The 25811-nt window shown below is 60.2% G+C and carries 20 protein-coding genes and 1 pseudogene; 14 read left to right on the forward strand and 7 right to left on the reverse strand.

Annotated elements, in window-relative coordinates; translation table 11 throughout:
• Nucleotides 1–60 precede the first annotated feature (60 nt).
• Together CLM74_RS01990 and CLM74_RS01995 are read left to right on the forward strand one after the other, a co-directional pair.
• On the forward strand, nucleotides 61–651 hold the full coding sequence (locus tag CLM74_RS01990; protein ID WP_025878215.1) for a malonic semialdehyde reductase: 591 nt from the start codon (nucleotides 61–63) through the stop codon (nucleotides 649–651).
• An 85-nt stretch (nucleotides 652–736) separates the two neighbouring features.
• Nucleotides 737–1447 carry a YceI family protein gene (locus CLM74_RS01995; protein WP_025878214.1) on the forward strand — a complete coding sequence of 237 codons (711 nt, stop codon included), beginning with the start codon at nucleotides 737–739 and terminating at the stop codon, nucleotides 1445–1447.
• 285 nt (nucleotides 1448–1732) lie between these two features.
• Here the strand turns inward: CLM74_RS01995 and CLM74_RS02000 are convergent, their stop codons facing one another.
• The gene (locus CLM74_RS02000; RefSeq protein ID WP_093820972.1) at nucleotides 1733–2134 is read right to left on the reverse strand and encodes a hypothetical protein; all 402 of its coding nucleotides are present in this window, start codon (nucleotides 2132–2134) and stop codon (nucleotides 1733–1735) included.
• Nucleotides 2135–2394: 260 nt separating this feature from the next.
• Between CLM74_RS02000 and CLM74_RS02005 the strand changes: the two genes are divergently transcribed.
• Nucleotides 2395–3228: a hypothetical protein gene (locus CLM74_RS02005; protein ID WP_105163319.1), complete on the forward strand. Its 834-nt coding sequence runs from the start codon at nucleotides 2395–2397 to the stop codon at nucleotides 3226–3228.
• Between the two features lie 73 nt (nucleotides 3229–3301).
• Here the strand turns inward: CLM74_RS02005 and CLM74_RS02010 are convergent, their stop codons facing one another.
• Both CLM74_RS02010 and CLM74_RS02015 read right to left on the reverse strand, forming a co-directional pair.
• Nucleotides 3302–4099, reverse strand: coding sequence for a siderophore-interacting protein (locus CLM74_RS02010; RefSeq protein ID WP_025878209.1), 798 nt, complete (start codon nucleotides 4097–4099; stop codon nucleotides 3302–3304).
• A 59-nt stretch (nucleotides 4100–4158) separates the two neighbouring features.
• Nucleotides 4159–4719, reverse strand: coding sequence for a PadR family transcriptional regulator (locus CLM74_RS02015; protein ID WP_025878208.1), 561 nt, complete (start codon nucleotides 4717–4719; stop codon nucleotides 4159–4161).
• Nucleotides 4720–5356: 637 nt separating this feature from the next.
• Here CLM74_RS02015 and aceE point away from each other — a divergent pair.
• The 7 genes from aceE (at nucleotide 5357) to CLM74_RS02050 (ending at nucleotide 20913) form a co-directional block, all read left to right on the forward strand.
• A complete protein-coding gene (gene aceE / locus CLM74_RS02020) occupies nucleotides 5357–8044 on the forward strand; it encodes a pyruvate dehydrogenase (acetyl-transferring), homodimeric type (RefSeq protein ID WP_025878207.1) in 2688 nt (895 codons plus the stop codon).
• 163 nt (nucleotides 8045–8207) lie between these two features.
• Nucleotides 8208–9524 (forward strand): ATP-binding protein, encoded by a 1317-nt coding sequence (locus CLM74_RS02025; RefSeq protein ID WP_105163320.1) that lies wholly within the window; start codon nucleotides 8208–8210, stop codon nucleotides 9522–9524.
• A complete protein-coding gene (locus tag CLM74_RS02030) occupies nucleotides 9521–10240 on the forward strand; it encodes a hypothetical protein (protein WP_158684090.1) in 720 nt (239 codons plus the stop codon). Before CLM74_RS02025 ends, CLM74_RS02030 begins: the two co-directional genes overlap by 4 nt.
• Nucleotides 10241–10736: 496 nt before the next feature.
• Nucleotides 10737–12032 (forward strand): DNA (cytosine-5-)-methyltransferase, encoded by a 1296-nt coding sequence (gene dcm / locus CLM74_RS02035; protein WP_105164918.1) that lies wholly within the window; start codon nucleotides 10737–10739, stop codon nucleotides 12030–12032.
• A gap of 1297 nt (nucleotides 12033–13329) precedes the next feature.
• On the forward strand, nucleotides 13330–14049 hold the full coding sequence (locus CLM74_RS02040; protein ID WP_105163322.1) for a hypothetical protein: 720 nt from the start codon (nucleotides 13330–13332) through the stop codon (nucleotides 14047–14049).
• Nucleotides 14046–15482, forward strand: a complete 1437-nt coding sequence (locus CLM74_RS02045; RefSeq protein ID WP_158684091.1) for a hypothetical protein — start codon at nucleotides 14046–14048, stop codon at nucleotides 15480–15482. Before CLM74_RS02040 ends, CLM74_RS02045 begins: the two co-directional genes overlap by 4 nt.
• 1 nt (nucleotide 15483) lies before the next feature.
• Nucleotides 15484–20913, forward strand: a complete 5430-nt coding sequence (locus tag CLM74_RS02050; RefSeq protein ID WP_105163324.1) for a DNA translocase FtsK — start codon at nucleotides 15484–15486, stop codon at nucleotides 20911–20913.
• 12 nt (nucleotides 20914–20925) lie between these two features.
• On the opposite strand, the gene CLM74_RS02055 is transcribed toward CLM74_RS02050, so the two are convergent.
• Entirely contained in the window at nucleotides 20926–21312 is a 387-nt protein-coding gene (locus tag CLM74_RS02055) for a very short patch repair endonuclease (protein WP_325051199.1), read from the reverse strand.
• Nucleotides 21313–21519: 207 nt separating this feature from the next.
• Between CLM74_RS02055 and CLM74_RS21615 the strand changes: the two are divergent.
• Together CLM74_RS21615 and CLM74_RS21620 are read left to right on the forward strand one after the other, a co-directional pair.
• A pseudogene (locus CLM74_RS21615) lies at nucleotides 21520–21724 on the forward strand (transposase); the annotation flags it as partial.
• A gap of 94 nt (nucleotides 21725–21818) precedes the next feature.
• The gene (locus CLM74_RS21620) at nucleotides 21819–22001 is read left to right on the forward strand and encodes an integrase core domain-containing protein (RefSeq protein ID WP_059036081.1); all 183 of its coding nucleotides are present in this window, start codon (nucleotides 21819–21821) and stop codon (nucleotides 21999–22001) included.
• 103 nt (nucleotides 22002–22104) lie between these two features.
• Here the strand turns inward: CLM74_RS21620 and CLM74_RS02065 are convergent, their stop codons facing one another.
• The 3 genes from CLM74_RS02065 to CLM74_RS02075 all read right to left on the reverse strand — a co-directional run bounded on the left by CLM74_RS02065 (nucleotide 22105) and on the right by CLM74_RS02075 (nucleotide 23739).
• Nucleotides 22105–22467: a hypothetical protein gene (locus tag CLM74_RS02065; RefSeq protein WP_234003409.1), complete on the reverse strand. Its 363-nt coding sequence runs from the start codon at nucleotides 22465–22467 to the stop codon at nucleotides 22105–22107.
• Nucleotides 22468–22625: 158 nt separating this feature from the next.
• Nucleotides 22626–22994: a hypothetical protein gene (locus tag CLM74_RS02070; RefSeq protein WP_105163327.1), complete on the reverse strand. Its 369-nt coding sequence runs from the start codon at nucleotides 22992–22994 to the stop codon at nucleotides 22626–22628.
• Nucleotides 22995–23517: 523 nt separating this feature from the next.
• The gene (locus CLM74_RS02075) at nucleotides 23518–23739 is read right to left on the reverse strand and encodes a hypothetical protein (protein ID WP_105164919.1); all 222 of its coding nucleotides are present in this window, start codon (nucleotides 23737–23739) and stop codon (nucleotides 23518–23520) included.
• A 658-nt stretch (nucleotides 23740–24397) separates the two neighbouring features.
• On the opposite strand from CLM74_RS02075, the gene CLM74_RS02085 reads away from it, so the two are divergent.
• Both CLM74_RS02085 and CLM74_RS02090 read left to right on the forward strand, forming a co-directional pair.
• The gene (locus CLM74_RS02085; protein WP_234003410.1) at nucleotides 24398–24862 is read left to right on the forward strand and encodes a hypothetical protein; all 465 of its coding nucleotides are present in this window, start codon (nucleotides 24398–24400) and stop codon (nucleotides 24860–24862) included.
• Nucleotides 24863–24871: 9 nt separating this feature from the next.
• The gene (locus tag CLM74_RS02090) at nucleotides 24872–25810 is read left to right on the forward strand and encodes an XVIPCD domain-containing protein (protein ID WP_105164920.1); all 939 of its coding nucleotides are present in this window, start codon (nucleotides 24872–24874) and stop codon (nucleotides 25808–25810) included.
• Nucleotide 25811: the final 1 nt, after the last annotated feature.

A 25811-nucleotide genomic window follows, 5' to 3' on the forward strand; every position in this document is an offset into this window, starting at 1 on the left:
TCGACGTTTCGCCCCGCGCCGCCCGCGGGCACAGACCTTAGCCGCCCTGGAGATCCACCGATGTCCCACGCGCTCGACGCTGCTGCACTGGACCAGTTGTTCCGCACTGCCCGTACCCAGAACGCCTTCCTCGACAAGCCGGTCGAAGACGCCCAGCTGCACGCCCTGTACGACCTGCTGAAGTGGGGCCCGACCGCCGCCAACGGCAGCCCGGCGCGCTTCGTGTTCGTGAAGTCGGCCGAAGCCAAGGCCAAGCTGGCCCCGGCCCTGTCCGAAGGCAACCACAACAAGACCCTGGCTGCCCCGGTCACCGTCATCGTGGCCTTCGACCAGGACTTCCACGAGAAGCTGCCGTACCTGTTCCCGCACACCGACGCCAAGGCCTGGTTCGACGGCCCGCGCGAAGGCCGCCATGAAGGCGCGTTCCGCAACGGCAGCCTGCAGGGCGCTTACCTGATCCTGGCCGCACGCGCGCTGGGCCTGGATGCCGGCCCGATGTCCGGCTTCGACAACGCCAAGGTCGACGAAGCCTTCTTCGCCGGCACCAGCATCAAGTCGAATTTCCTGGTCAACCTGGGGTACGGTGACGATTCGGGCCTGTTCCCCCGTCTGCCGCGCCTGTCCTTCGACGAAGCGGCGCGCATCGCGTAAGTCGCTGTATCGGTTTCGGGCCCGCCCGCCGTGGCGGGCCATTGCTGCACTATGTTCCCACCCTACGATCCGGAGAGTTCCTGAGATGAGCGCCACCCGTAAACTGCTGCTGCCGCTGGCCCTGACCCTGGCCATCGCCGCCTGCTCCAAGCCGGCCGACACCGCCGCCCCGGCGGCCGATGCTGCTGCCCCGGCCGCCACCGAACAGGCTGCCACCACCCCGGCCGCCGATGCCGCTGCTGCCGCCCCGGCTGCTGCCGCCATCACCATCGCCTCGGGCACCTACAAGCTCGACCCGACCCACACCGACGTGCTGGCGCAGTGGAGCCACTTCGGCTTCTCCAACCCGAGCGCGCACTTCGGCAACGCCGAAGGCACCCTGGTGTACGACGCCACCGACGTCACCAAGTCCACCGTGGAAGTGAAGCTGCCGCTGAGCGGCCTGAACAGCTTCACCGCCAAGTTCGACGAGCACCTGAAGAGCGCCGACTTCTTCGACGCTGCCAAGTTCCCGGCTGCCAGCTTCAAGAGCACCAAGGTTGAATCGGCCGGCACCAACAAGCTGACCGTTACCGGCGACCTGACCATCAAGGACATCACCAAGCCGGTCACCCTGGACGTCACCGTCAACGGCGGCGGCGAGCACCCGATGGCCAAGGTTCCGGCCGCCGGCTTCGATGCCACCACCACGATCAAGCGCAGCGATTTCGGCGTCGGCGCCTACGCCCCGAACGTCAGCGATGAAGTGAAGATCCGCATCACCACCGAAGCCACCGGCGAGAAGCCGGCGGCTTGATCCCTCCCGCTCACTCGTCGTGAGAAGGCAGAAGGCCCGCTGAAAAGCGGGCCTTCTTTTTTGGCTGCGTCCTGGACGGGTCGCTCGATTGCCTGATTGGCCGATTGCCGAATCAATTGGTGGCCCGATCGTCTGGTAGTGCCGGCCGCTGGCCGGCATCTGCATGCATCCAACTACACCGAGGTTGCCGGCCAGCCGCCGGCACTACCTGGTAGGTGCCGACCTCGGTTGGCGCACGAGCTCTCCGCAGGCCAACCAAGGTTGGCCACTACCGGGTACGGGCGCTCAGCGCAGCGTACCCAGCCACGCCGCCGACGCTTCGCTCGGGCTCTGCTTGGCCTTCACCGCCAACCCGCTTGCACGCACGAACGTCTGCGCCGCCTGCGCCACTACCTGGCGGGCGATCAGCGCGGCCTGCTTGGTCGTTGCCTGCTGCTTGCGCAGCTGCACGATATGCACCGACGGGCGACCCACCGGCGCGTACTTCTGGTCGCGGCGCAGGATGTCGGCCACCTGTGCCACTTCGTGTTCGGCCTGCAGGTAGCGGTGCTGTGCCTCGACCAGCTCACGCAGCGGTGCGCGCGCCGCTGCCGGGTCGGCAAAGGCGGACAGCGCTGCATCGCAGGCGGCATCATCAGTGAAGCGGGTACGCAGCGTGTCCACGCTGGCCAGGGTCAGTTTGGCCATGTGGGCCTCGTTGCTGCAGGAAAGGAGTGCGATTGTCGCATTGCTTGCCGGGTCGTGCCGGCCGCTGGCGGGCGACTGCGTGGGGGAGTGCGGACCAACGGTCCGCACCCACCGGCGGACCAACGGTCTGCACCCACCGGCTGGCCGACGGTCTGCACCCGCCGGCTGTCCAACAGTCTGCACCTGCCGGCGGCAGAGAGCAGCCGAGCATCGGGTCGCGGTTACCATGGCGGCCGCACTGAACCACGGAAGGCAACACCATGCAGGAAGCGCAGTACTGGCTTGGCGAATTCTGGACCGGCCTGAGCGTGCTCGATCTGATCGGCGGCAGCGTGCTGGGCACGCTGTTGGGGCTGGTGCTGGGCATCTTCGTCTGGCGCGGGCTGCATCGACGCGGTTGGCTGCGGCGGCAGCGGCGTTGGCACCACGGGCTGCTGGCCTCGTATGTGGTGCTGCTGCCGTTGCTTGTCGCGTTCTTCGGCCTGCAACTGGGCTTCACCGCCGGCGCGCACCGCGCGCTGTTCAAGCAGCTCGACCACTTCCAGCCGCACCTGCAGACGATGGTGGAAGGGTGGAGCAGTGGCTTCACCGCCTCGCTGGAAGACGAACGCATGCGTGCCGCGCTGCAGAGCCAGGGCACGGTGGGCGACGTTGCCGATTCGCTTGCCGCGATCTACCTGCGCGAGCATCCGCTGCCCGGCGTGGATCGTCTGGGTAACGGCCCGATGGCGCGCGGCGTGGGCTGGGTGATCGGCAAGGTGCGCGCCGGGTTGCTGCGCGCGATGGTGGAAGACACGCTGATCGACAAGGCCGGCACTGTGGGCCTGGAGCCGAAGATGGTGCGTGAGGCGCTGACCATGCGCATGGATGAGCTGCTGCATACGCGCGGCGTGCTGCGGCTGGTGAAGGCGCAGATCAACGGCATGATGCCGGGTGTGTACCTGGGGTTGCTGCTGCCGCTGGCGATCATCGCGCTGCTGCTGGCGCTGGAGATCTGGGCCGCGCATCGGTTCGGGTGGAAGGGTGGGGCTGCGCCCCGGTTGGTAGTGCCGGCCGCTGGCCGGCAATTGCAGGATGCCGCCGAAGGGTCATGAGGTTGCCGGCCAGCGGCCGGCACTACCCGTAGAAGAGCGTGCGGACCAACGGTCCGCACCTACCGTTTTGCGGTCAATCGCCGTCCTGTTCGTCCGGGTGCGCCTTCCAGTAACCGGTCGAGCGGATCCAGTCGCGCGGCACGCCCAGGTGGCCTTCGATGAACTTGCGCATCATCCGCGCGCGGCGCGATTCGGTGGCGATCCAGTAGAACGTATCGCCCTCGGGCACCTCGAAGTCGGTCAGCATGTCTTCCAGCAGCGTGCTGCTGGCGGCCGGGAAGCCGTTGCGCTCCAGCCAATGGATGCGCACGTTCTCGTACTGCGGCAGATCCTGGCGCTCGTCCTCGTCGGCCACCTCGATGTAGGCCTGCACCTGCGCGCCTTCGGGCAGCACGTCCAGCCAGCGGGCGATGGCCGGCAGCGCGGTCTCATCGCCAATCAGCACGTAGGCGTCATAGCTGTCGGCCACCACGAACGAGCCGCGTGGGCCGCCGATCACCAGCGTGTCGCCGGCCTGTGCGCGCTCGGCCCACGGCCCGGCAATGCCTTGGTCGTGCAGCACGAAGTCGATGGCCAGCTCACCGGTTTCGTGGTCCCACCAGCGCGGGGTGTAGTCGCGTGCCGGCGAAGGCTGCTTGCCCTCGGGGTAGCTGCGGCCCTCGGCGGTCAGCACCGGCAGCACCATCTCGCCGCTGGCGTTGGGGAAGAACAGCTTGATGTGGTCGTCGGCGCCGGGCGAATCGAAGCCGGCCAGGTCGTCGCCGCCCAGCACGATGCGGCGCATGTGCGGGGTGACGGTCTCGGTGCGCAGCACCGTCAGTTCACGGAAGCGCACATCCAGGCGCAGGCGCGAGTTGTGATGTTCGGTCATGGGGGTACCTGTTGGAAGGTCGCGCGGGGGCGCGCGGCATGGGGGAGACCTGGCTGGAATCAGTCTGGCTGGGTCGTTGAAAAGGGAGCAGGCGCGTTGTCGCCCTGGCCGTTGATCAGCGCCGAGGCACGCGACAGCAGGGCCGCCACCTGCTCGGCTTCGCCGTCGGCCCAGCGCCCGTGGTGGTGCACCAGCGCCCGCTTGAACTCGCGCAGCGCGGCGGCCAGCGGCGCCGGCAGCGAGGCCTTGGTGATCTCGCGGGCGCGGTCGAATGCGCGCCGTTGTGCCAATCGCACCTGGCTGCGCTGCACCTTCAGCTCGAACTCGCCGGCGGTGGTGATGCGGAACACACGACGGCCGTCCACCTCTTCCGACGCCACCCAGCCGGCCTGCTCGAAGCTGGCCAACAGCGGGTACATGGTGCCGGCGCTGGGGGTGTAGGCCTGCATGAACATGGTGCTGATGTGCTGCATCAGCTCGTAGCCGTGGCGCGGCTGCTCGCCGATCAGCGCCAGCACCAACAGGCGCAGGTCACCGCGGCTGAGCACGCGTGGCTGGCCGTTGCGGCGGGGTACCGCGGCATCGTCGGTGCGGCTGCGGGGTGAGGGGGATCGGCCCATTTCGATATATCGGTAACGTGTATTGCAAACGATATATCGATAGGCCAAGCGCGGCAAGCGGGATTCCGGCCACAACGCTTGCCGGATCGGGCCACGCAGCCAGGTGGCGCAAGGGATGCAGGGGAAAGATGCGCGCGGCGCAAGCCACCGTTGCGCGGCCTGACATCCGTATCGGGCCACGCAACGGCGCTGCGGGTTTCCGCCCCGGGCAGGGGCGCAGCAGACGAGCGGCGAACCGCGGGAAGGGGCCTGCTCGCGGCCAACCGTGCGCAGCTGCCTCGTCCGCGTCGAGAGGCGCGCGCGACACGTTGTCGCGGGTTCAGCGGCGCCCCGTCAGACAACGCCGACATGGCGCCCGCCTTGCCCCACAACGGTCATCCATGGCGGTAACACTGCGTCCTGCGCATGGGCGCAGCAGGCCGCAAGCGACAGCTGGCGCAGCCCTTGCAGGCAGCCACAGCGGCCTGTTGCAGCGCGTTGTCCCGCGGGTGGACGTCCCGGGACAGGCCTTGCAGACATGGGTGGCCTGCATCCATACGCCAGCGTAGCCAAGTGACGAAAGCCCTTGGTGCGCTACACTTTGCGGTCTAGAAATCTATCAACAGTCGCGCGCGTGCGTGCGGTAATGGGAGCGCTAATGAACTGGTTGAACGAGGTGCTGAACAACGACCCGAATCCTGTGGAAACCCAGGAATGGATCGAGTCGTTGAAGGCCGTTATTGATGTCGAGGGCCCCGAGCGCGCGCATCAGCTGCTGGAAGGCATGGTGGAACTGACCCGTCGTTCGGGTGCCTATCTGCCGTTCTCTCCCACTACCGAATACGTCAACACCATCGAGCCGCAGCTGGAGGCCAAGAGCCCAGGCAACGCCGAACTGGAATGGCGCATCCGTTCGATCATCCGCTGGAACGCGATGGCCACCGTGGTGCGCGCCAACCGCAAGCCGGGTGACCTGGGCGGCCACATCGCCTCGTTCGCCTCCGGCGCAACGCTGTACGACGTGGGCTTCAACCACTTCTGGCGCGCCCCCAGCGAAAGCCACCCGGGCGACCTGCTGTTCATCCAGGGCCACAGCGCCCCGGGCATCTACGCGCGTTCCTTCCTGGAAGGCCGCATCAGCGAAGAGCAGCTGGACAAGTTCCGCATGGAAGTGGACGGCGGCGGCCTGTCGTCGTACCCGCACCCGTGGCTGATGCCGGAATACTGGCAGACCCCGACCGTGTCGATGGGCCTGGGCCCGCTGGCCGCCATCTACCAGGCGCAGTTCATGCGCTACCTGGAAAACCGTGGCCTGATCGAGAAGTCCGACCGCAAGGTGTGGTGCTTCATCGGCGATGGCGAGAGCGACGAGCCGGAAACCCTGGGTGCCATCGCGCTGGCCGGCCGTGAAGGCCTGGACAACCTGATCTTCGTGGTGAACTGCAACCTGCAGCGCCTGGACGGCCCGGTGCGCGGCAACGGCAAGATCATCCAGGAACTGGAAGGCGTGTTCCGTGGCGGCGGCTGGAATGTCATCAAGCTGCTGTGGGGCGGTTACTGGGATGCCCTGCTGGCCAAGGACACCAATGGCGTCCTGAAGAAGCTGATGATGGAAACCGTCGACGGCGAATACCAGAACTGCAAGGCCTTCGGCGGCGCGTACACCCGCGAGCATTTCTTCGGCAAGTACCCGGAAACCGCTGCGATGGTGGCCGGTCTTTCCGACGACGACATCTGGCGCCTGAACCGTGGCGGCCACGACCCGCACAAGGTGTACGCCGCCTATCACCAGGCCGTGAACACCAAGGGCATGCCGACCGTCATCCTGGCCAAGACCGTGAAGGGTTACGGCATGGGCAGCGCCGGTGAGGCACTGAACCCGACCCACCAGACCAAGAAGCTGGACGACGAAGCGGTGCGCCACTTCCGCGACCGCTTCAACATTCCGGTGACCGACGCGCAGCTGGCCGACGGCCAGGTGCCGTTCTACCACCCGGGCCCGGATTCGCCGGAAGTGCAGTACCTGCAGGAACGCCGTGCATCGCTGGGTGGTTACCTGCCGCAGCGCCGCCGCAAGGCCGAAAAGAGCTTCAACGCACCGAAGCTGGAAAGCTACGAGCGCCTGCTCAAGAGCAGCGGCGAGCGCAGCTACTCCACCACCATGGCCTTCGTGCAGAGCCTGAACATCACCCTGCGCGACAAGGAACTGGGCCCGCACATCGTGCCGATCGTGGCCGACGAAGCCCGTACCTTCGGCATGGAAGGCCTGTTCCGCCAGATCGGCATCTACGCGCCGTTCGGCCAGAAGTACAAGCCGGTGGACGCCGACCAGCTGATGTTCTACCGCGAAGACCAGAGCGGCCAGGTGCTGCAGCAGGGCATCAGCGAGCCGGGTGCGATCAGCTCGTGGATGGCCGCCGGTACCAGCTACTCGGTCAGCAACGTGCCGATGCTGCCGTTCTACATCTACTACTCGATGTTCGGCTTCCAGCGCGTGGGCGACATCGCCTGGCAGGCAGCGGACATGCGTACCCGCGGCTTCCTGCTGGGTGGCACCGCCGGCCGCACCACGCTGAACGGTGAAGGCCTGCAGCACGAAGATGGCTTCAGCCATCTGGTGGCCGGTGGCATTCCGAACGTGCGTAGCTACGACCCGACCTTCGGCTTCGAAGTGACGGTGATCCTGCAGCACGGCACCAAGGCCATGATGGAAGATCAGATTGACGAGTACTACTACGTCACCCTGATGAACGAGAACTACACCCACCCGGAAATGCCGGAAGGCGCGGCCGAAGGCATCGTCAAGGGCATGTACCTGCTGACCGACGCCGGCAAGCCGAAGAAGGGCGAGCTGCGCGTGCAGCTGCTGGGTTCGGGCACCATCCTGCGCGAAGCCATTGCCGCGGCCGAGCTGCTGGACAAGGACTTCGGCGTGACCGCCGACATCTGGAGCTGCCCGAGCTTCAACGAACTGCGTCGCGATGGTTTCGACGTGGAGCGTGCCAACCGCCTGCATCCGGAAGGTGAGCAGCGCAAGGCCTACGTGACCGAGCTGCTGGAAGGCCGCCAGGGCCCGGCGATTGCTGCCACCGACTACGTGCGTGCGTATGCGGACCAGATCCGCGCGTTCGTGCCAATGTCGTACACCGTGCTGGGTACCGATGGTTTCGGCCGTTCGGATACGCGTGCGAACCTGCGTCGGTTCTTCGAGGTTGACCGGTACTACATCGCGCATGCCGCGATTGCGGCGCTGGCGAAGGACGGGAAGATGACCGCGAAGGATGTGGCCCGGGCGATCAAGCAGTACAAGATTGATCCTGAGAAGGCTAATCCTGTCGGGGTTTGATGAAGAGTTGCGGTTGAATGCAGAAAAGGGGAGCCTCGGCTTCCCTTTTCTGTGTCTAAGGTCCCGCACTTCCAGAATATATGCTGTGCGGTGGAATGAGAATTCGCTGCTTGGCACCTCAGTATTGATGAATCCATAACTGTCATTCTCAAAGGAGGAGAAGATGGTTTCAATCAGAACGGCGGAGGTGAGGGGTTGCCAGCTTGATTTGTACGGGGACTACCTAGGCGACAATCGGGTTACGCTAGTCACAGGTCCCAATGGAGCAGGTAAAACCCACCTGCTTACATCTATAGCGGCACGCATCAAAAATGATGACTTCTCTACCGGTCAGATTGACGGAACGGTCGCGAGGCTGATCTGCCAAACATACAGTCCTTTTTCCAGATTCTCGAGTAAAGGGGAAAGGGGGATGAGTGTGGTGAGCTCATATCGCGACGGGGCTGACGATCTGTCATTCTATATTCCGCTTGGAGTTACGGCTGACAAGGCGTTCAGACCGAGGAGGGTGACGATCGATGTCCTCGAGCGAGCAATAATAGGCGTAAGTCAGAGTGATGAGAGGGCTGAGCACTTCTTTACCTTCTTGAAGGCTGCTGGGTTTCTCGAAAAATGCGAGCTCGCCTTCAATTTCCTCCCAAAGGCGCAGCAGTTCCTTGAAGCACTAAAGAGGGATCCTCAACAAACCAGATGGTTGTTGGAGTCTACCGATGCGTTTGCGCCCCTGCGTGAACTAAAGCGCCAATGTGCTGGCGATGATTGGGGGGAACTCGCGAACGTTATCCAAACGTCCGTCGATACACTTGGTGAAACGGTTCGTAAGGGTACCTTTACAGTCCAGTTCGGCAGAGATGTAGCCAGCTCCTCGCTGACATTTGCGAGGTTCCAATCCCTAGCCGTACTCCGGCGCTTGAAACTTGTGAGGGTGTCAAAAGCGGCGGTATTTAGGGGGAGCGGCGAGGCTCTGAGTGTTGCATCGGCGAGCTCTGGTGAGCAGCAGCTTCTTTGCTCTCTGTTGGGCCTCGCCGGAACACTGAGGAACAATGCTGTGGTTCTCATAGATGAGCCGGAACTTAGTCTTCACCCCAAGTGGCAGATAGACTACGCAAAGCACATGGCTCAACTGATGAGTATTGTTAAAGATTGTCATGTAGTGATCGCGACCCACTCTCCGCTAATCGCTCAAGGGTTCTCAAGCTATGGGTGCAGGGTAACCAAGCTTGGTAGTGGCAGGCATGGTGAGTCGGCTGACCATCAATTTGGCTCCGTTGAGAAGATATTGGTCGATGTTTTTGAGTCGCCCGTTCCATCTAGCTTGTTCCTGGCGGATGAGATCATGCGTGCTATTTCAGAAGCCGAAGAACGTCCGGCGGCGGCAACGGATGCTATCGATCGTCTCAAGGTGCTTTCAAAAACATACAGCGGAAATTACGAAGATCAAAGCCTAATCAATGAAGCGATAAGGTTGATGAAGCAATGAACAATGGACTAGTTCGGCCGCCGAGCGGAATGGACATTGGGCTTAGTACTGCCAAATACTTTGCATTAGTCTGCGGACTTACTGATCGGGTCCACTGGGAGGCGCCTCCAGCGCACTTGGAGGCGGACCTGCAAGCATTAAAGGCGAGCCTCAAGGATCATTTCTACTACGGGCAAGCACGGCGCTGTTGCTACTGCGGCATTGAGTTGCCTAATAACAAGCTTGCATACCAGCTGGATCACGTAATATCCAGGAACGATAGGGCGGACTTCATGGTCTGCTTGCTGAACCTGGCCGTCGCCTGTGGACCTTGCAACGGGGCAAAATCTAAGAAGGCAGCATTGGCGACCGGGATTGTTGCGGCCGAACTTGCCGTGGTTCCTATGTCGTCGGAGGCGTACGCAATTGTTCATCCCCAGTTCGACGAGTGGGGTCTTCATCTGAGGTTGGACGAGTTCAATCGCGTGCTGCATCGAACGGAAAAGGGGCGGTGCACGATCAGTATCTGTAGAATTGATAAACTGAATGCGGCTAGGCTCTCCGACCATTTCGCAGTTGGGGATCGGCCAAAGGTCGTAGACCTCGTGGTAAGGGTTGGTTCGTACAAGCAAAAGGGTCGGAAGATTGCGGCAATCCAGTTGCTCGAGAAGCTCGCTGGGCGGGGATCGCATAGGGCGCGGGTAGCCGTTGGCAGAATCTCGCTTGAAGTGATGTAACGTCTGAAGGCCGTTAGGGGCGCAAACCGTCCACGGCACTCCAGTGCGAAATGCAATCAAGTGCGACTTGTAGAGGTGCCAAGCTTTTTTGCTCCTAAGCAGGGAGTGCATAAAGCAACGAGGAAGCACGGAATCTCGTGCGTTATCGATCCGCGTTCCAGTCTGTATGCCTACAGGAGCTGAGCCGTCTTGGGTGAGGTCGTGGTGCGCCGCGCTCAGCTTGCGGCAGAATTGGGGAAAACAGCGGTCCGCGGGCGGCGGCTAGCTCTTAGGCCTGGGGCCTGTCAAAATGTCGGTGACTGCATCTAGCTAGCCTCGTGTGGGGTGGGGCGGGGCAGTACAAGTTTGTGCACCTAAAGGAGCAGCTTAGGTCGCAGCGGCACGAGGCTCTCCATTAGAGGCCCATGACATGCCGCGGGGCGAGCTGGCGAGGCCTTCTAGGAAAGTAATTAGGTTGCGCCAAGGTTGCCCCTTGGCGGGACGATTGGGGACGACCTTGCAAAAGAAATTCTTGAGCGTAGTAGATCTGTTCGCAGGTTGTGGCGGCTTCGGCCTAGGGTTGGAGGAGGCTGGCTTTACTCCGATCTTTGTGAACGAGCTCAACGACGACGCACGTAGTACGTACCTGGTGAATCGGCGCCAGCGTTACGAGCACTTTCGTCATGAGATGGACGAATCCCGCTGGTTGAATCCGTTCAGCTCCTCCGATGCGCGGAAGATGACAAAGAAGTCCTATCTGGACGAGCTCGAGGGTCGCTTCCATTCAGCGTTCGGTATCTCCCACGGCGAAATTGACCTTGTCGTGGGAGGCCCTCCCTGTCAGGGCTTCTCGGGAATTGGACATCGGCGATCGTACGCGGTGGACAAGCACGATGTGCCCTCAAACCATCTATTCAAAGACATGGCGAGCATTGTTCGCCATTTGCAGCCAAAGGCTTTCGTCTTCGAGAACGTGCGCGGTCTGCTTACAAGCCGTTGGACGCCCGACGGTGAGAATGGCGAAATCTGGCACGCGGTGAAAAGGTCCTTTGCGAGGATCGGAAACTACAGGCTTGCATCTCAGCTGGTGCATGCAAAGGACTATGGGGTCGCCCAGAATCGGCCCAGAATCATGCTGGTCGGCATTCGAGAGGATATCGGCGGTGCCGCTACGCGCACCAATGAGGTCGACTTCATCGACGACACTGCGGTCGGCCTTGGATTTCTTCCCCGGCCAAGCGGTGGCGCCCCAGATCTGATCGATCTGTTAGGTGATCTAGTAGATCCGTCCCATTTCAATGGTGGGCGAACCGATGTATATCCAAGGCCTGCACTGACTGATGTCCAAATTCAGTTGCGGACAAATCTCGCGGGTAAGCTGTCGGGAGTGGGCGAGCCAGTCACTGATCACGAGTACAGCAAGCACAGCGAGCAAGTCCGGGCAAAGTTCCAGGCGATGATCAACCAAGAGCACTACATCGGTACTAAGAAGTTCGCGCAGCGCCTTTTGCCGGCGACTTGGGGGCGAAATGGACCCATGATTACTGCAACGTCTTTGCCCGACGATTACGTGCATTTCAAGCAGCCGCGGACTCTGACCGTGCGCGAGTGGGCACGTTTGCAGGGTTTCCCGGACTGGTATGAGTTCCGTGGTAAGCGCACCACCGGGGGAATCCGAAGGGCAGGGAATCCGCTGGAAGGAATTCACTTCCGCGAGCTGCCTAAGTACACCCAGATTGGCAACGCAGTACCAGTGCCGCTTGCACGCGCAATTGGTAACAACCTGGCCGGAATTCTACGCTGCGATGGTTAGGTTGCGATGATTCGTCGCTCTTCTATGGACTGAGGAACAGGGAATTATGGGAACTCTTAGTGTTGATGCCGAACGAGGCGGGGATGAAGAGTCAGTTCGAGATGGGGTCAACCGCCTACAAAGGCGCGCATTCGGCGGAGAGGACGTAGCCGTCAGGCCGAGCACCGAAGATGACATTTGGTGGCCCCGGGCTCCGCTGGTCCCTGGGGTGCAAGAGGCGATTGATAGATTTATCGCGAACAGCGCTGCGGACACTGCGTTTGAAGTGATATTCCTTGTCGGCGGCGCGGGCAATGGTAAGTCATTTGCGGCGAGGTATCTGGGAGACCAGCTGGGTCTCAAGAGCCATCCTTCCGATCCCCTCGCGCACCGGATCTACTCAGGCTCAATCAAGGGCGCTGAGTTCCATCTTTTGAATGACGCCACGATAGCCCCCAGTAAAGACTACGGGAATCAAGATGCCGCGCTTGCGGAGGATTTGGCTAAGTGGTGGAGTACCTCCAAAGACACTCCGGTACGCAGTTTCTGCTGCGTAAATCGAGGGATAATCTCTGACGAAATTCGTGCATTGCAACAGATGGCCGGCAGTGCGGATCTGCTCTCCCTCTCAATCCTGCGTTGGCTTGCCAATCCTCAGGAGGGCCATTTTGAAGCACTTGGCGCAGAGGATCTTTGCTCCCCGGGAGCCGACGGTGGGCACGCTGCCCACAATATCGAATTCAATTTGGACGGAAGGCGGATTCGTTTAATCGCACTGGCAGTTGACTCACATTCGCTCTTCGCACCCGATGGATCCGAGACATCCCGCGCTCAGGTACTTTTTAGTGAGCTGATTAGTCGATTCGACGCCGTTCGCGGTCATCGCCCAGAGCTCTGCCCTATTCGTGCAAACATTGAACAATGGCAGACAGGCGAGGGTATTCACGCTTGGCAGGAGTTGCTGTCGTCCGCTGAGATCGCGTCTGGTCGACTGTATAGCTACCGGGACGTATGGGGGGCGGCGGCCCTCTCCGTGCTAGGCCCGCGGGTTGACTACGGATCAGTGCATGGAGAGTTGCTTGATCATGTAGATGAGCTGCTCGGGGTGGCGGCCGGAAATGGGGAGCTGAGCATACGGCTAGCAGCGCTCGTCCGACTCTCTCGACTCAGGGCTCACAGCGCTCTGTTCCGAGCTCCATCGCCCATAGTCGGGGCGATGGGGACAGAGTACCCGCCCGCGACTCCAATTCACGCCGGACTCGCTCTTGTAGATCCCGCCGTATGGAGATCTACGGACTCGCGGTCGGTGGAGGCTGCCATGCAGCGTGTCGCGATGGGCGATCTCCCTAGTGGGGATGCTCTCGGCCTCCTCTCCGGTTCGCTGGCATGGTCTCCGTTCGACGCCTACCTCGAGGAGACGCTCTTGGAGTTCTTGGAATCCCCGGGCTGCGGAGATATCGAGCGCCGCAGGCTGGTCTCCTGGTACGGGGCTTACGTGGCAAGGTTAGTGGGCATCGGCACGAGTACCTACGGCAATGCGGAGATCATCAAGCAGTGGCGTAGGTGCAAGCGTAGCTGTGCGAACAAGCCGGTTGCCTTGCCGAGCGACCTGGAACGATCGATACGCTCATTGATCTTCCCGCAGCACCCAGATGGACCAGCGAACAGCATGCTGATGCCAGCATTCTCTGTCCGTGCCGAGCCCATTTCATCCTTGAAGGATCAGGTTCACCCCCGGCTTGTTGGGGTCGTGCCAATCAGTGCTGTATCCCTCAGGGTTCGTACGATGGGTGGGCGCCTACTCATTGAGTGCTATACCTCGGAAAATGCGGGCGTAATTGGACAGCTCGCACTCGACTTCGCGCTTCTGCGCGAGGCGCAGTCGTTTAGCGAGGATCGCTCTGGGCAAACGGAGTCTACGGCGTACATTGAGCCGCGAATTGAGCGCTGTAGGTCATCAAGCATCGCAGCAATTGACCATGCGCAGCAAACACTGGCAGTGGTCGCGAATGGAAGGCATGAGGAGCTTGCGATATGAGCAGCATCTACTTCCCCGAGCTGAAGCGGCCGCAATACCCGTCTAGTCCCGAGATCCTACTCTCAGCCTTGGCATGGTCGGTAGTTGAACGTCCATCCAGCGCTCCGGAGGCTGGCCTCATTTATGTTCGCAAGGAAAGCAAGGCGAAACGTGGCGTACAGATCCGACAGACAAAGCCTAAAGATGGCGATGAGCTAGCGAGCTTCACCGCCGCGTTGCTAAACGCTGGCGTACGAACGAAAGACGGTGGACTTCCTTCGCTCGTAGTCGATGCCATAGCAGACTCGCTGGTAGGCGTTAGGTCAGATAAAGGGGTTGGATACACCTCATCAGCGATTGGCCTTTGCGGTGCGCTCCTTCAAGACCCGATTGGCGGCCTCGGTGCGGCAAATCCTCCGAATTTCGCTAACCTGCTTAATACGATGTATGCGTTGGGGGGAGGGAGCGGTTCGGCCGCGGAGCGCTGGTTCGACGTTGCGTCTCACTATGCCGGTGATCCAGTGCTCAGTCGCATTGAGGAGGCTCTCGCGAGCACTTCTCTGTCGGAGTATCTTCCCCAGGGGTGGCCTCAGGCTAAGGCGGTCTTGGCTGAAGGAGCCAAATCAACGACTTTGCCGGATTGGTGGACGGCTGACGTCTTGAACCAGCAGCTTGGCACGCCCTTCTCTTGGTTCCGCAATAGCTGGGACAGATTGTGTTCCGAGCAGTGGTACACCGCGCTGTCGCCACGGAAGTGGTCAGCCTGGGCGGTGTGTGTGCTGCGCAATGCGCTTGGCTTCGCCTTTCTCTGGGAGGCAAACTTCTTCGCGGAGCTTGCCCGTGGAGTCCGAGATGGCAGTCGCGACGCCGCTAATGTGGCGCGACTCTCCTTGCTGCCAAGCCGGCCTTTAATCCCGTACCAAAAGGGCAGCATTGCCCAGATGGACGTCATGCCAAGCATGAGGCAGAGCCTGATTCATGGTTCGACCTGTCGCAAGGCAATCGAGGCTGTGCTGAAGGACGAGAAGGCAGGTTGCAAGCAGCTCGCTGACGTCATCACCCTGCTGCGAACCAAGCATTCGAATGAACTGAAGGAGCGGCTGGAGGTATTTGATGACTCGGGCACCACCAACCTTGTAGAGACAGTGAGGTACTCGCTGATCGCACGTACGGGATCTGACGTTCCCGACCACTATGCATTCCTCAGGCGAGTCAACCGCAACTTCACGCACGTATCGCCCGGACCCGAGTGGATCGTTGTCATGGCGGCAATGTCGTCGAGTTCACCAGGTAGTGAGCTTCGGTTGGGTGATGTGCAGCGGCAACTGGACGCGCTAGGCTTGAAACCGCGAATCGATTTCCTGCTGTCAGAGCTCGAACGCGCGGGTCTCTGCGCGGGCGCCGCTGACGGGGACGAGGGAATCGAGATCAATCTTGGAATCGGGGGGAAGTAACATGCCATTGATCGGCAAGGCCATTGCGATTGTCGCTGCAAAAATGGGCGGACAACTCATGCTTGAGTTGCCCGATGATCTGCCGCCTGACTTCATCAATGATGTCCTGCAGGGCGCGAATTCGACTTTCCACCAGGTGCCTAGTTTCGCGATGCTCGTGCACGAGAAAGTGGACGATCTCGTGGGAGTTGAGCCTCGAGTAGACTTCCGCGAGTTGGCGATGTATCGGCAAGGGCAGCATCTTGCGGTGACGTATGCCAGCAAGAATCGAGGTATGGCCACCTACAGTAGCGTCTATCCTCTTCTACTGAGTGCTGGATTCCCGTCTACTCAGTCCGGCGAGATCGGCGCAGGCGTCGCCACGCTTGTTGATCTGTCGGCCGCTATTGCAGCCGTGTTGCTAGAGCATTGCGCCGAACTGGAGATCGAGGTCGAGGAGCTAGATTCCGTAACGCAGGAGATCCTGAAGTTCTTGGCTGACGTCTACGAGATCACTAGCGGCGGTCAATCGAGCGTTGCTAAGGATTGGTGGATCCACGTCGAAAGCTGGGTGGATAATGTGATCGCCCATGCCCGTAATCGTGGGTCGGATACGGCCGCGTTCCTCTACGGCGCAGCCGGGCTGCCAAATCCTGGCCGCAAGAAGACGCTGGGCATCAAGCCAAAGAACTACGTCAAGATCTTGCAAGACCGATGGGTGGATGCTGATGGCATCAGTGCAGAACTTGCACGGCTGCAAACCGGGCTTGGGGAAGACCAAGAGACGAGTCCGCTCGACCGGATTGACTGGGCAGCGACGGTTGAGCACGCTCAGTACGATAGTGATTCGGCAGTAGCTAGAGTCGCGCTAGCCTCGCGAGCCGACCAGAAGTTGAAGACAGAAGGATGGGCCGCACTCGACCAGACCGCGTTCAGTGCGCCGGTGGTCGACGATCGTGCTCAACTCATCATCCAACGAACTGGGGTCCCATTGCCACGCCCGTTTCCGCAGTCTCCCCCGGTGCTGGTAGCGACGGCCGCTGATTTCCACGATGAAATCTCCCGTCAGTCCATCTATGTTGGGGTGGAGCTCGTTGTTCCCTTGGAGCAGGATAAAGAAATTCCTGATTCACTTAGGGATGGGAAGGGGGTTCCGCGAATTGAGGTGTCGGGCGTGGGTACTTGCCGAGCCTCACTTGAAGTCAAGAAATATGAGGTCACTGCAGGAACCATTACTCTGGTTGGCGATCTAACGCTAACCCCTAGCAAGGCAAAGCCAAACAGCTTGGCGATCACGGTGAAAGGTCCGGAGTACGTGCGGGCAGTAGAGCCGCTCATCTTGGTCCAGGTACGCCCGGACGAATGTCTTTTTTGGGCTAGAGAAGAGTCGGCTGGCCGAGGCCGTAGCCGCGCGCTTGGACCTTGGGTTTGTAAGGCCCGGGCAAACGAGTCGACGGTTGCGTTGATTAATAAACCGTCTCGGTACGAGATGTACGCCGCCTGGGGTAGCGATCTGGAGCTTAGTCAAACTGGCTGGTCGCTGGACGGCCAGCCGATGGAGTGTCTGGCGTGGGGTGGGACTAATGGCCAGTTCGCTAGTGCTATTGAGGACCTCACCTCCTCCGTGGACCTCAAGGCGAACTCCAACATCTGCTTCGCGCTAGACATTGCGTCCACCAGTAGTAGACCGATATCGCCCTTTACCGCAGCAGCGAGCGGTGCGCGACCCGCGACGGACAAGCTACTTGAACCCTCAGTTTTGGGCCAGCTCGAGCTGGAGATGCAGCATATCCTCACGGAGCTTGGGCCTTGGCATGCACTGGGAGCCATCTCCGCGACCACCTCCAAGCAGGCGGAAGCGTATGGCGGTTCAATTCCAGGGTGTAAGTCCGCAATTAGCCTACAGGATAGGCTGGATCTTTACCCAAGTGCCCCGAGTGGCGATCTCCTTAACCTGCCGGCGTACGCCTCTCTCAGAAACGCGTACCAAGATCTAGGCGTGTTCGAGCTAGTTACCACAATCGAGCAGCGAGAGCGATCTGGCGAGCTCACTGTCTCTCGGATTCCGCTTGATGCTCTCGACAAGAAGCGTGTGCACGCTGTTCTTGCCGCTTACTCAGTGCTTCTCCGATCCATAGCCGAACTTTCTGCATCGGATCAGTTCTGGGCACGGAATCCATTCAGTGCCGTTGCGTTCTCCGAGAAGAGCGGCCTTCAGAGCGCATCTGCGGTACTACTCAGCCCACTCCATCCCATTAGGCTTGCATGGGCGTGGAAGGTTCAGGTGGGTCTGAGAGAAGCATATGCTGACGGCGCCTTGCCCGCGGCTACGCTGTCCCTACTCGACGGAACGAATTTTCCTGCATTGGTGGCGGCACTGGACGTTTTCGATCAAGAGACCCCGTTCTTGCCCGTTCCCGTGGACGCGCGACCAAAGGATTTATACATCGGTTGGCACGTAAGCGTTCCGATCCTGGACGGGTCTCCAGTGATTCCTGACTGGTTGCAGGGTGAGCGGTTTCCGGCCGAGGGCCTGTCGACGCTGACTCCTTCGTCCATCTCGTCTGCGGTCGACGACTTTTTGCGTGTCTCTCCAGAAGTGCAGACACTGCAGATTGCCCTAACAAGCTCGACACAGTCCCGTAGATCCGCTGCAATGGACGAAGGGTTAATTGTAAAGCTGAAGGACCTCGCTGCTTCGAGCTCAGAGCTTGCAGGGGTAGCGGGGGTCACGATTAGAGACTCGAAGCACCGACTGGGTGATATTCCGGCGCTCGGCAGGCTCGACGAGGGTCTCCTTTCAGCGAGGCCGGGCTTCAATCTCACGTGGCGCTCCGCCCCAGATGGCGACACCAGCGAAAGCCATATCACGTTTGTTGAAGGTGGCGCCGCAAAGGCGGTGCTGGTTAAAGGCGGCCGCTCGCAGGGTTGGTTGCCGAGCCTTCCGTTGCGACGTACGCCCATCAGAAGAAGCCCCGGTCGATTCACCACACTGGACTACAGTCTTGAGCACAGTGACGAAACAGACTCTGATCTCTCTACCTTGTTGACCTGCTACGAAGGAGCTATGGGTGAGGCCTACATGGTCAACGTCATGGCGAACTTCGCAGTGGGTAAGGCAAATCCCAATTGGCTAGTCGCTGGAGACTTTGGGGTGGACCCCCAGGCACTCGCACTTGCTGCGTCCAGCCATGTCGGTGGTAGTTATGTTCTATGGGACTGGAGGCCAGCAACCACGGTAGGTGCATTCCGCGGTGAAGAGGCGCGGGTCCAGCCCTATTTCGTTCTCGCTAACGTCCCAGCCGCGCTCAGTGGAGCTATACGAGAGCGGCTTAAGCGTCTCAACCCTGCGGCGACGAACGGGGAGATCGATTCAAGGGCTCGGCTTCTGGTGTCAACTCTCGCGAGGCGAGCAATCGGTCTCAATACTTTGCTGTCAATCGGTCATCATCAGGCGACCGGGGCCATAGGGTTCTTCTTTGCCCTCAGATCGCTGCAGCGATGGGTAGATGAAGCGCCTCCAGGCGAGCTGCGGCTGATCGTGCCTGTAGACGCAGTGGATCCGTTCTTACGGGATACCGTTGGCTACGCGCGAGGTGACAGTAGGCGGCGCGCTGACTTGCTGGGAATAAGCGCGGTTGGCAGCGACGATGGCTTTTCGTGCGTCAACCTTATTCCAATTGAAATAAAACACTACGGCCTAGTTAAGTCCGAGGTCGAGACGGCGTTTCCAAAAGCCGGCGAGGAAAGCCTAAGGGAGCATGCCGAACAGCTGAGGGACTACAGCAAGCAGCTAGTGGAGCTGTGCTCAAACATCAGTTCGGCGGCAGGAAGCAAAGCGTCCATTCTTGGGCAACGTCTTCTGGCCGTGCTTGACGCCGGCCTTCAGCTGAATAGCAAGAGTAGCGAGCACGCAGTTGGCATCCTTCGTTCTGTAGCCGAAGGAAAGGCAAAATTCGCCACTGGCATGGGAATTCTGATTTGGTATCAGGCTTGGGCGAGGACCGAACAAGGCGAAAGCGCATCTTGGGATGAGTTTGGCGGAGAGTACGGTGACGAAGGCGATCGGCGAATTGAAGTTCGGATTGACCCTGCCGCGTACGATGCAGTGCTCTGGGGGGAGGAAGGCGGGGACGCTGAGTGCCATAAAGTTGTGGTAGCTGCTCTGGCACATTCAGTTGAAGACTTGTGCTCCCAGGGAACGAGTCCAAGTGAGCTTCAGACTGACGTGAAAGAGATGTCAGAGGGCAAACCTGCGCGTCTCGGTCAATCGAAAGTTAATCAGGACGTTGACTCTGGAGCAGATCCGGTTCTGAACTCGGACCCCGTTCACGCGCCGGAAGAGCTTGTCCCCGAGGTAGAGGCTGCAACCCCGCAATCATCTCCGTCCAATAAGATCGATCAGAAGACCCTCGAGCAGCGATATGACAAGCTGATTTCCTACTTGTCCGAGTTTCACGTAAAGGTTAACCGGCCAAAAGCCGAGTCGCCCTACAAGGAGGGCCCTGCTTTCGTTGAGTATGCGGTAGTTCCGGCGTACGGAGTCTCAGTGAGCAAGATTGAGGCGCAGGTCCAGAACCTGAAGTTGAGGATGCGCCTTGCTGCAGACATGCAACTTGGTTGCTCCACTCACAATGGCAATGTTGTCATCACAGTACCAAAGGCTGACTCTGAACGTTACTTCGTGGACGCCGAGGAAATGTGGAATAGGTGGCAACGACCCTCTAAGGGGTTCGCCGTTCCGGTGGGCGAGGACTCTTCGGGGGAGATCGTTGAAATTGACTTCTCCAGCTCAAACTCCCCCCATCTGCTAATGGCTGGTGTAACGGGAAGTGGTAAGTCCGAGGCTCTCCTGACCATCCTTCATGGTGCTGCACACTTCTATTCGCCAGAGGAGTTGAGGCTGAAATTGATCGATCCGAAGGGTACGGAGCTCAATTCATTGGAGGACCTTCCGCATACGGATGGCCCTATCGGCACTATGGCCGAGGATGCAATTGCATTGCTGGAGGAGGGCGTTCAGGAGATGGAGCGCCGATATGCCTTGTTCAAGTCGGCGTCTGGAAACGTGCGTAGCATTGCGGAGTACACTGCCTCCGGGAAGATGCTGCCGCGGTGGATCATAGTCTTGGACGAGTACGCGGATCTGACGAATGACGACGACGAGCGGAAGAAGGTCGAGTCGAATTTGAAGAGGATCTCCCAGAAGGCCAGGGCTGCGGGAATACACTTGATCGTCTCGACCCAGAAGCCAGTTGTGACCGTTGTTAATACCGTGGTTAAGGGCAACCTGCCAGGTAAGATCGCCCTAAGAGTGAATACGCTAGCCGAGAGTCGAGTTGTCTTGGACGAAGGCGGAGCGGAACAGCTCGTCGGCAAAGGAGACGCCCTCATTAAGACGGGTAGTGGAAAGATCCGTGTCCAATTTGCGAGGTACAGCCTCGATGCCTAGGTAAATAACGGGTCATTGCTGAGTGGCGCGCAGTAGGCGCGCCACCTTGGCGATTGACTTCTCACGAAGCGCGGGAGTGCTCAGGTGACACTCCCAGATCTTGAAAACCCTCCAGCCATCTTTCCGGAGTGCTCGGGCTACACGCACATCCCGCCTTCTGTTGTTCAGGAACTTCTCTTTCCAAAACGCAGAATTCGTCTGAGGAACGCGTCCTTGTTGGCAGCGGTGTGCGTGCCAAAAGCACCCATGCACGAAAATGACTGCGTGATACTTCGGAAGCACAATGTCCGGTTTGCCGGGCAAGGTTCGCGCGTGAAGTCGGAACCTGAATCCCAACTTGTGAAGGTCTCGCCTCACAGCCAATTCCGGCTTTGTGTCACTCCCCTTGATTAGAGACATGCGCTCGCTACGCAGCACTTTCGTCAATGTATCGGCCACCCTTCACCTCCCATATCGCGATGATTGGAGTATCCAGCTGGGGGCGTGAGGGGGCCGCATAATCGCTATCAACATGCCGTGGCTGGTGCAGCGATCCATGCGACGTCCCCACGAGATCGAGTAGCGAGCCGGTTTGGAGTCCAATCCTCAATGACAAGGTGATTGGACGTGAAGGAGCGCTTCACCGAAGAACAGATCATTTGCTTCCGCGCGAAGCTGAGGCCGGCATGCCCATCAAAGACCTGTGCCGCCAGCACGGCTGCAGCGAGTCATCGTACTACGTGTGCGCAGCAAGTTCGGCGGCATGAGCGTGCCCGGCGCCAAACGGCTCAAGGGCCTGAAAGCTGAGGACACGCGCCTAGAGAAACTACTGACAGGTCTTCACCAGCCGTGACTACACGCGGCTGGTGCGGAGCTACGGCCTGAAACAGGAATTCATTACACCCCACTGCCAGCAGCAGAACGGAATGGTGGAGCGCGTCATCCGGACACTCAAGGAGCAATGCGTGCATCGCCACCGCTTTGAGAGCCAAGTCGATGCCCTGCGGATCATTGGCGACTGGATTGGCTTCTACAACCAACAGCGCCCACATCAGGCGCTGAAGATGATGACCCCGGACGCGGCTTATGCCGCTACGTTAACCGCATGACCTGAGCAGAAACCGGTGGGTCATTACAGTCGAGGCGTCACTAGTTTCGATTCCGCCTCGACAGTCGGCCACGAGGCATCGCCTTGACGGCACCAAATGCCACTCACCAAACCTCCTGCGCAGGATCACACTTGCTACGCCACGCATCCTGCAGCAACCTCAGACCATCAAGGCCTCTCACACCACCACTGAAGGTAGTGATCAACAACTGCCCAGTCGTGTTGTCCACAACAATCGTCGGCTCGGCGCCAACACTCAACTCAAAGAACATTTCCCGGTCGTGGCCCAGGCTGATCGCGGCATCTCCCCCAGCCTCACGCGCAACGCATGCAGCCTCTGCCCGCAGATCAGCGAACTCAGCAGCAGACATCGCAGGAAATTCCTGGAACACAAGCCCAACCCCCGGCGGGCGCCCCTCCCCAAAGAGCGCGCCCAGCCCCGCACCTACCAGCGCAACAACAAACATCAACGTCCTCATCCGATCTCCTCCCTGCAAGCCCTGACGACAGCAAATGCGCCCCTGCGGCTGCTTGCCGGTCGCGCGCAACGTCACCTGCGATCAATGGCTGTTTGAAGGCCCGCGTCCCCACGCAGGCCGTCATACGGCTGACTGAAACGCCACCGCTACCCGTCAGTCTGCAACCGCCCCACCACCTGCGCGGTCAGCGCCACGCACGCCATCATCAGGCCCTCCATCACCCGATCCCCCAGGTACTCCTCGGGCGCGCCGTTCTGTCGAGTGCGCTCGGCCGCCAGCAGCACTTCCTGCACCACGCGCAGCCCGGCCAGCGCGCAATCGGCGTCGGCCAATTCCATGCAGCGTGCGGGCATCGGATGCCGCTCGGGCCAGGGCTGGCCGTCGGCGGCGGCGCCGCTGCCAACGCGGTGCAGCGTGGCAACAAAGGCGTTGGGGTCTGCGGTCGGTTCGCGCTCGGGCTCGGCCTTGGCCGGGTCGCGGGTAGCGTGCAAAGGGCGTAATTTCGGTGCGTTCATGGCAGTGCTCCGTGCAGTACAAACGGCAGCGCCACCGATAGAGGTGGCGGACGGTGCGTGGCTCGAAAACCGGTGAATACCTAAGCCGGCGGGCCCGAAGGCCCCCACGCACCGCCCGCCATTGAACGCGAACGGATTGCCAGCCGGCGCCACGCAGAGGTGACGCCGGCTGACAAGCGTAAAGCACTAGGTATTCAAATGGGTTTTCGAGGCCCGCGCCACCGGTGCTAGGTGGCACGCCAAGGTGTACCCGTGCAGCTGCGAAATGCCAAGAATCCGCAGGCCAGAAAGGCCGCAAGTGCTGACGCTTACGGCATTGTCGCATAGCCGCCGATGCAGGAAAGTCTTGCGCGACAAAGGTTCTGACGAATTCGATTGTGTTTGCCATTCGCAGGTCGAGAGCGGCGACGCGCAACAACACGACAGATCAATTACGACAGATTGACGCCGGGGCGAGCGTGCGAAGCAGCAGACGCGAAACCAGCGCGGGCATCTCAAGCACAAGAACTAAAGCAGTCTTGATTCATGGGGCGGGTCTGATGCACCGCCCCGGTCGCGGCCACAGCGCATCGTCGCGCTCCAGGTCGTAGTCGCTACCGAACGCCAGCGCCGCCTCGCGCGGCGGCAGGTCTGCGTAGCAGCCGAGCAGATAGTCGTCCATGCCGGCATCGCTATGGTCGATGGCAAACAGGTGAAGAAGTTCTTTGTCGAAGGCGTGCAGCCACTCGGTACTAAAGGCGGTCATGGGAGCCCGCAGCAGGGAAACGATTTGGAAACATCTCATACGCTCGTACAAGGCGGCCCCGCTCCAAGCTGGGGCCGCCGCCCATGTCGCACTTGGCCAAGATCAGCTGGTATGGCACGCCGCAGCGCAGGTCGCGCAGCCGTTCGACTGTCGGTACAACCTCTGTGCAGCAACAACAGCGGACCTGCAGCCGATATGCAGACCCAGGTCTTGGGTGGAATGGGCACGTGCAAGCCAATAACACCCCTGCTTGTGTACCTCATGGTCCCCGCTGGCCTGCGGTATCCTGTTCACAAAGTAGCGGTCCATTTACTACCCCCTACAAAATAAGCGCACCATTGCGCGTGATCGACTATGAACAGCCTCCGTCGCAAAACCTGAGATGGTGTGATGTTCATCGCAGCCTCTACCGGTGGGGCGGTGTATAAACGCAGTTGCTGTCAGGCAAGGCCTATTCAGGCTTGAGCCGAACTTGGGAGAACCGATGCGACAACAAGGAAGACTGCTGCTATGTATGGCCCTATGCACGGGAGCCTTGCTGTTGACCAGCTGCCAAGCGCCAACGAATCGGGCAACTGAGTCGCCTGGTTCTGGGGCCCTCACGGACATTGCGCCCTTTGTCCGCCAGCTACCGGTGCTGCCAATGTCAGAGCCCATGATGGTTGAGTTTGATTTGCAGCCTCCTCCCAAAAATGCTGACCCCACGTTGTTCCTGGGTATCCGCGTGAATGGAGAGGATGGCTTGAAGTCATTGGAGGCTGCGGAAGAAATTCGCAACTCGGGACTGAAGGCTCAGCTGTTGTTGAAGCGAGTAGATCTGAAAGGATCCGTCGCAGTGCCCCTGGTGGCGGTGGAATCATCTGTGGGCGCGCCCGCGAGGATTTCGGCAATTCCCGCGACCGGACACGTCGTCGGCGGATGGTTGGACGAGGTGGATACTTTGTCCATGCGCTCATCGGGCTTGGAGAGCGCAGAAAGCCATTACACGCACTTGGCGTTGGCCTGGGCCCAGAGCGTTCCGCCTGGGAAGTACCAGTTGAGCATTCGGCTGATCGACCCTCCCGCAAATTTGGTGTCAACCAAGGCCGAGCTTCTGGTCGCCTATCGACACAAATCAAAGTAGGAAATGTTCATGGATGATAAGTACACAGTTACTGTCTACGTGGCTGCGCCGGGCACGCCTCTTCTCGCTGGAGGGACGTCGGCTGCCGGCCACGTTTACTACTCTGTTGCGCACGGTAAGGAACAGACCAGCTTCGGATTCGCGCCCATTGAACACGGTGTTGTGACAGGGCCGGGCAAGGTGTATCTGAATGATGCGGAGCAGTACAAGGACCCCTTCTATCAACGCACGATGGAAGTCAGCAAGGAGCAGTACGAAAAGTTGAAGGAGTTCGGCGCGAAGCCCGGCGAGCACGGCTTCAACACCGACTACCACGGTGCAAGCAACAGCTGTATCGATTACACGTGGGGCGCGTTGAACCACGCTGGCTTACACCGTACCAACGCGATTTTCATGCAGGACAAGGATTTCCAGGGGGGGCTCAAGCCACTCAGTAACGTCGAGTACATCCGAAGCATACGTGCCCCGTTTCCCGAAAGTGAGCTGAATTCCGAGCATTACAACCGCATGCCGGATCGCAATTGGAAGCAGCGCCTCATCAGCGAAGAGGAATTGCCGGGGAAGGATCGTGACATGCTTGATTCAATCCGTAAGGGCGTTGCGAACGTTGATGAAAGACATGGCCGCTCTTATGACGAGACCAGTGAGCGTATCTCTGTAGGCTTGTTGGCTACCGCCAAGGAAAACGGGCTTGAGCGCGTCGATCATGTTGTATTGGGAAATACGCCAGCTGATGGCTCAGCACAGCGATTGTTCGTAGTGCAGGGAGAGCTCAACGACCCTGCGCAGGTGCGAGGCTCCATGACGGCAGAGGAAGCAGCCCGAACGCCAGTGGAGCAGTCGTTCGCCAAGGTGGAGCAGATTTCGCAAAGCCAGCAGGAACGCGCCTTGGCGGCACAGCAGGAGCCCGTGCTGGAGCAGAGCCGGGCACCCATGCAAATGGGCTGAC

The organism is Stenotrophomonas sp. MYb57 (assembly GCF_002966815.1).
Lineage (GTDB): Bacteria > Pseudomonadota > Gammaproteobacteria > Xanthomonadales > Xanthomonadaceae > Stenotrophomonas > Stenotrophomonas indicatrix.

Bases quoted from the DNA above. Each gene is read 5' to 3' on its own strand.
- CLM74_RS01990 (WP_025878215.1), top strand. From the start codon at position 61: ATGTCCCACGCGCTCGACGCTGCTGCACTGGACCAGTTGTTCCGCACT.
- CLM74_RS01995 (WP_025878214.1), top strand. From the start codon at position 737: ATGAGCGCCACCCGTAAACTGCTGCTGCCGCTGGCCCTGACCCTGGCC.
- CLM74_RS02000 (WP_093820972.1), bottom strand. From the start codon at position 2,134: ATGGCCAAACTGACCCTGGCCAGCGTGGACACGCTGCGTACCCGCTTC.
- CLM74_RS02005 (WP_105163319.1), top strand. From the start codon at position 2,395: ATGCAGGAAGCGCAGTACTGGCTTGGCGAATTCTGGACCGGCCTGAGC.
- CLM74_RS02010 (WP_025878209.1), bottom strand. From the start codon at position 4,099: ATGACCGAACATCACAACTCGCGCCTGCGCCTGGATGTGCGCTTCCGT.
- CLM74_RS02015 (WP_025878208.1), bottom strand. From the start codon at position 4,719: ATGGGCCGATCCCCCTCACCCCGCAGCCGCACCGACGATGCCGCGGTA.
- aceE (WP_025878207.1), top strand. From the start codon at position 5,357: ATGAACTGGTTGAACGAGGTGCTGAACAACGACCCGAATCCTGTGGAA.
- CLM74_RS02025 (WP_105163320.1), top strand. From the start codon at position 8,208: ATGGTTTCAATCAGAACGGCGGAGGTGAGGGGTTGCCAGCTTGATTTG.
- CLM74_RS02030 (WP_158684090.1), top strand. From the start codon at position 9,521: ATGAACAATGGACTAGTTCGGCCGCCGAGCGGAATGGACATTGGGCTT.
- CLM74_RS02040 (WP_105163322.1), top strand. From the start codon at position 13,330: ATGCAGCGTGTCGCGATGGGCGATCTCCCTAGTGGGGATGCTCTCGGC.
- CLM74_RS02045 (WP_158684091.1), top strand. From the start codon at position 14,046: ATGAGCAGCATCTACTTCCCCGAGCTGAAGCGGCCGCAATACCCGTCT.
- CLM74_RS02050 (WP_105163324.1), top strand. From the start codon at position 15,484: ATGCCATTGATCGGCAAGGCCATTGCGATTGTCGCTGCAAAAATGGGC.
- CLM74_RS02055 (WP_325051199.1), bottom strand. From the start codon at position 21,312: ATGTCTCTAATCAAGGGGAGTGACACAAAGCCGGAATTGGCTGTGAGG.
- CLM74_RS21620 (WP_059036081.1), top strand. From the start codon at position 21,819: ATGGTGGAGCGCGTCATCCGGACACTCAAGGAGCAATGCGTGCATCGC.
- CLM74_RS02065 (WP_234003409.1), bottom strand. From the start codon at position 22,467: ATGTTTGTTGTTGCGCTGGTAGGTGCGGGGCTGGGCGCGCTCTTTGGG.
- CLM74_RS02070 (WP_105163327.1), bottom strand. From the start codon at position 22,994: ATGAACGCACCGAAATTACGCCCTTTGCACGCTACCCGCGACCCGGCC.
- CLM74_RS02075 (WP_105164919.1), bottom strand. From the start codon at position 23,739: ATGACCGCCTTTAGTACCGAGTGGCTGCACGCCTTCGACAAAGAACTT.
- CLM74_RS02085 (WP_234003410.1), top strand. From the start codon at position 24,398: ATGGTTGAGTTTGATTTGCAGCCTCCTCCCAAAAATGCTGACCCCACG.
- CLM74_RS02090 (WP_105164920.1), top strand. From the start codon at position 24,872: ATGGATGATAAGTACACAGTTACTGTCTACGTGGCTGCGCCGGGCACG.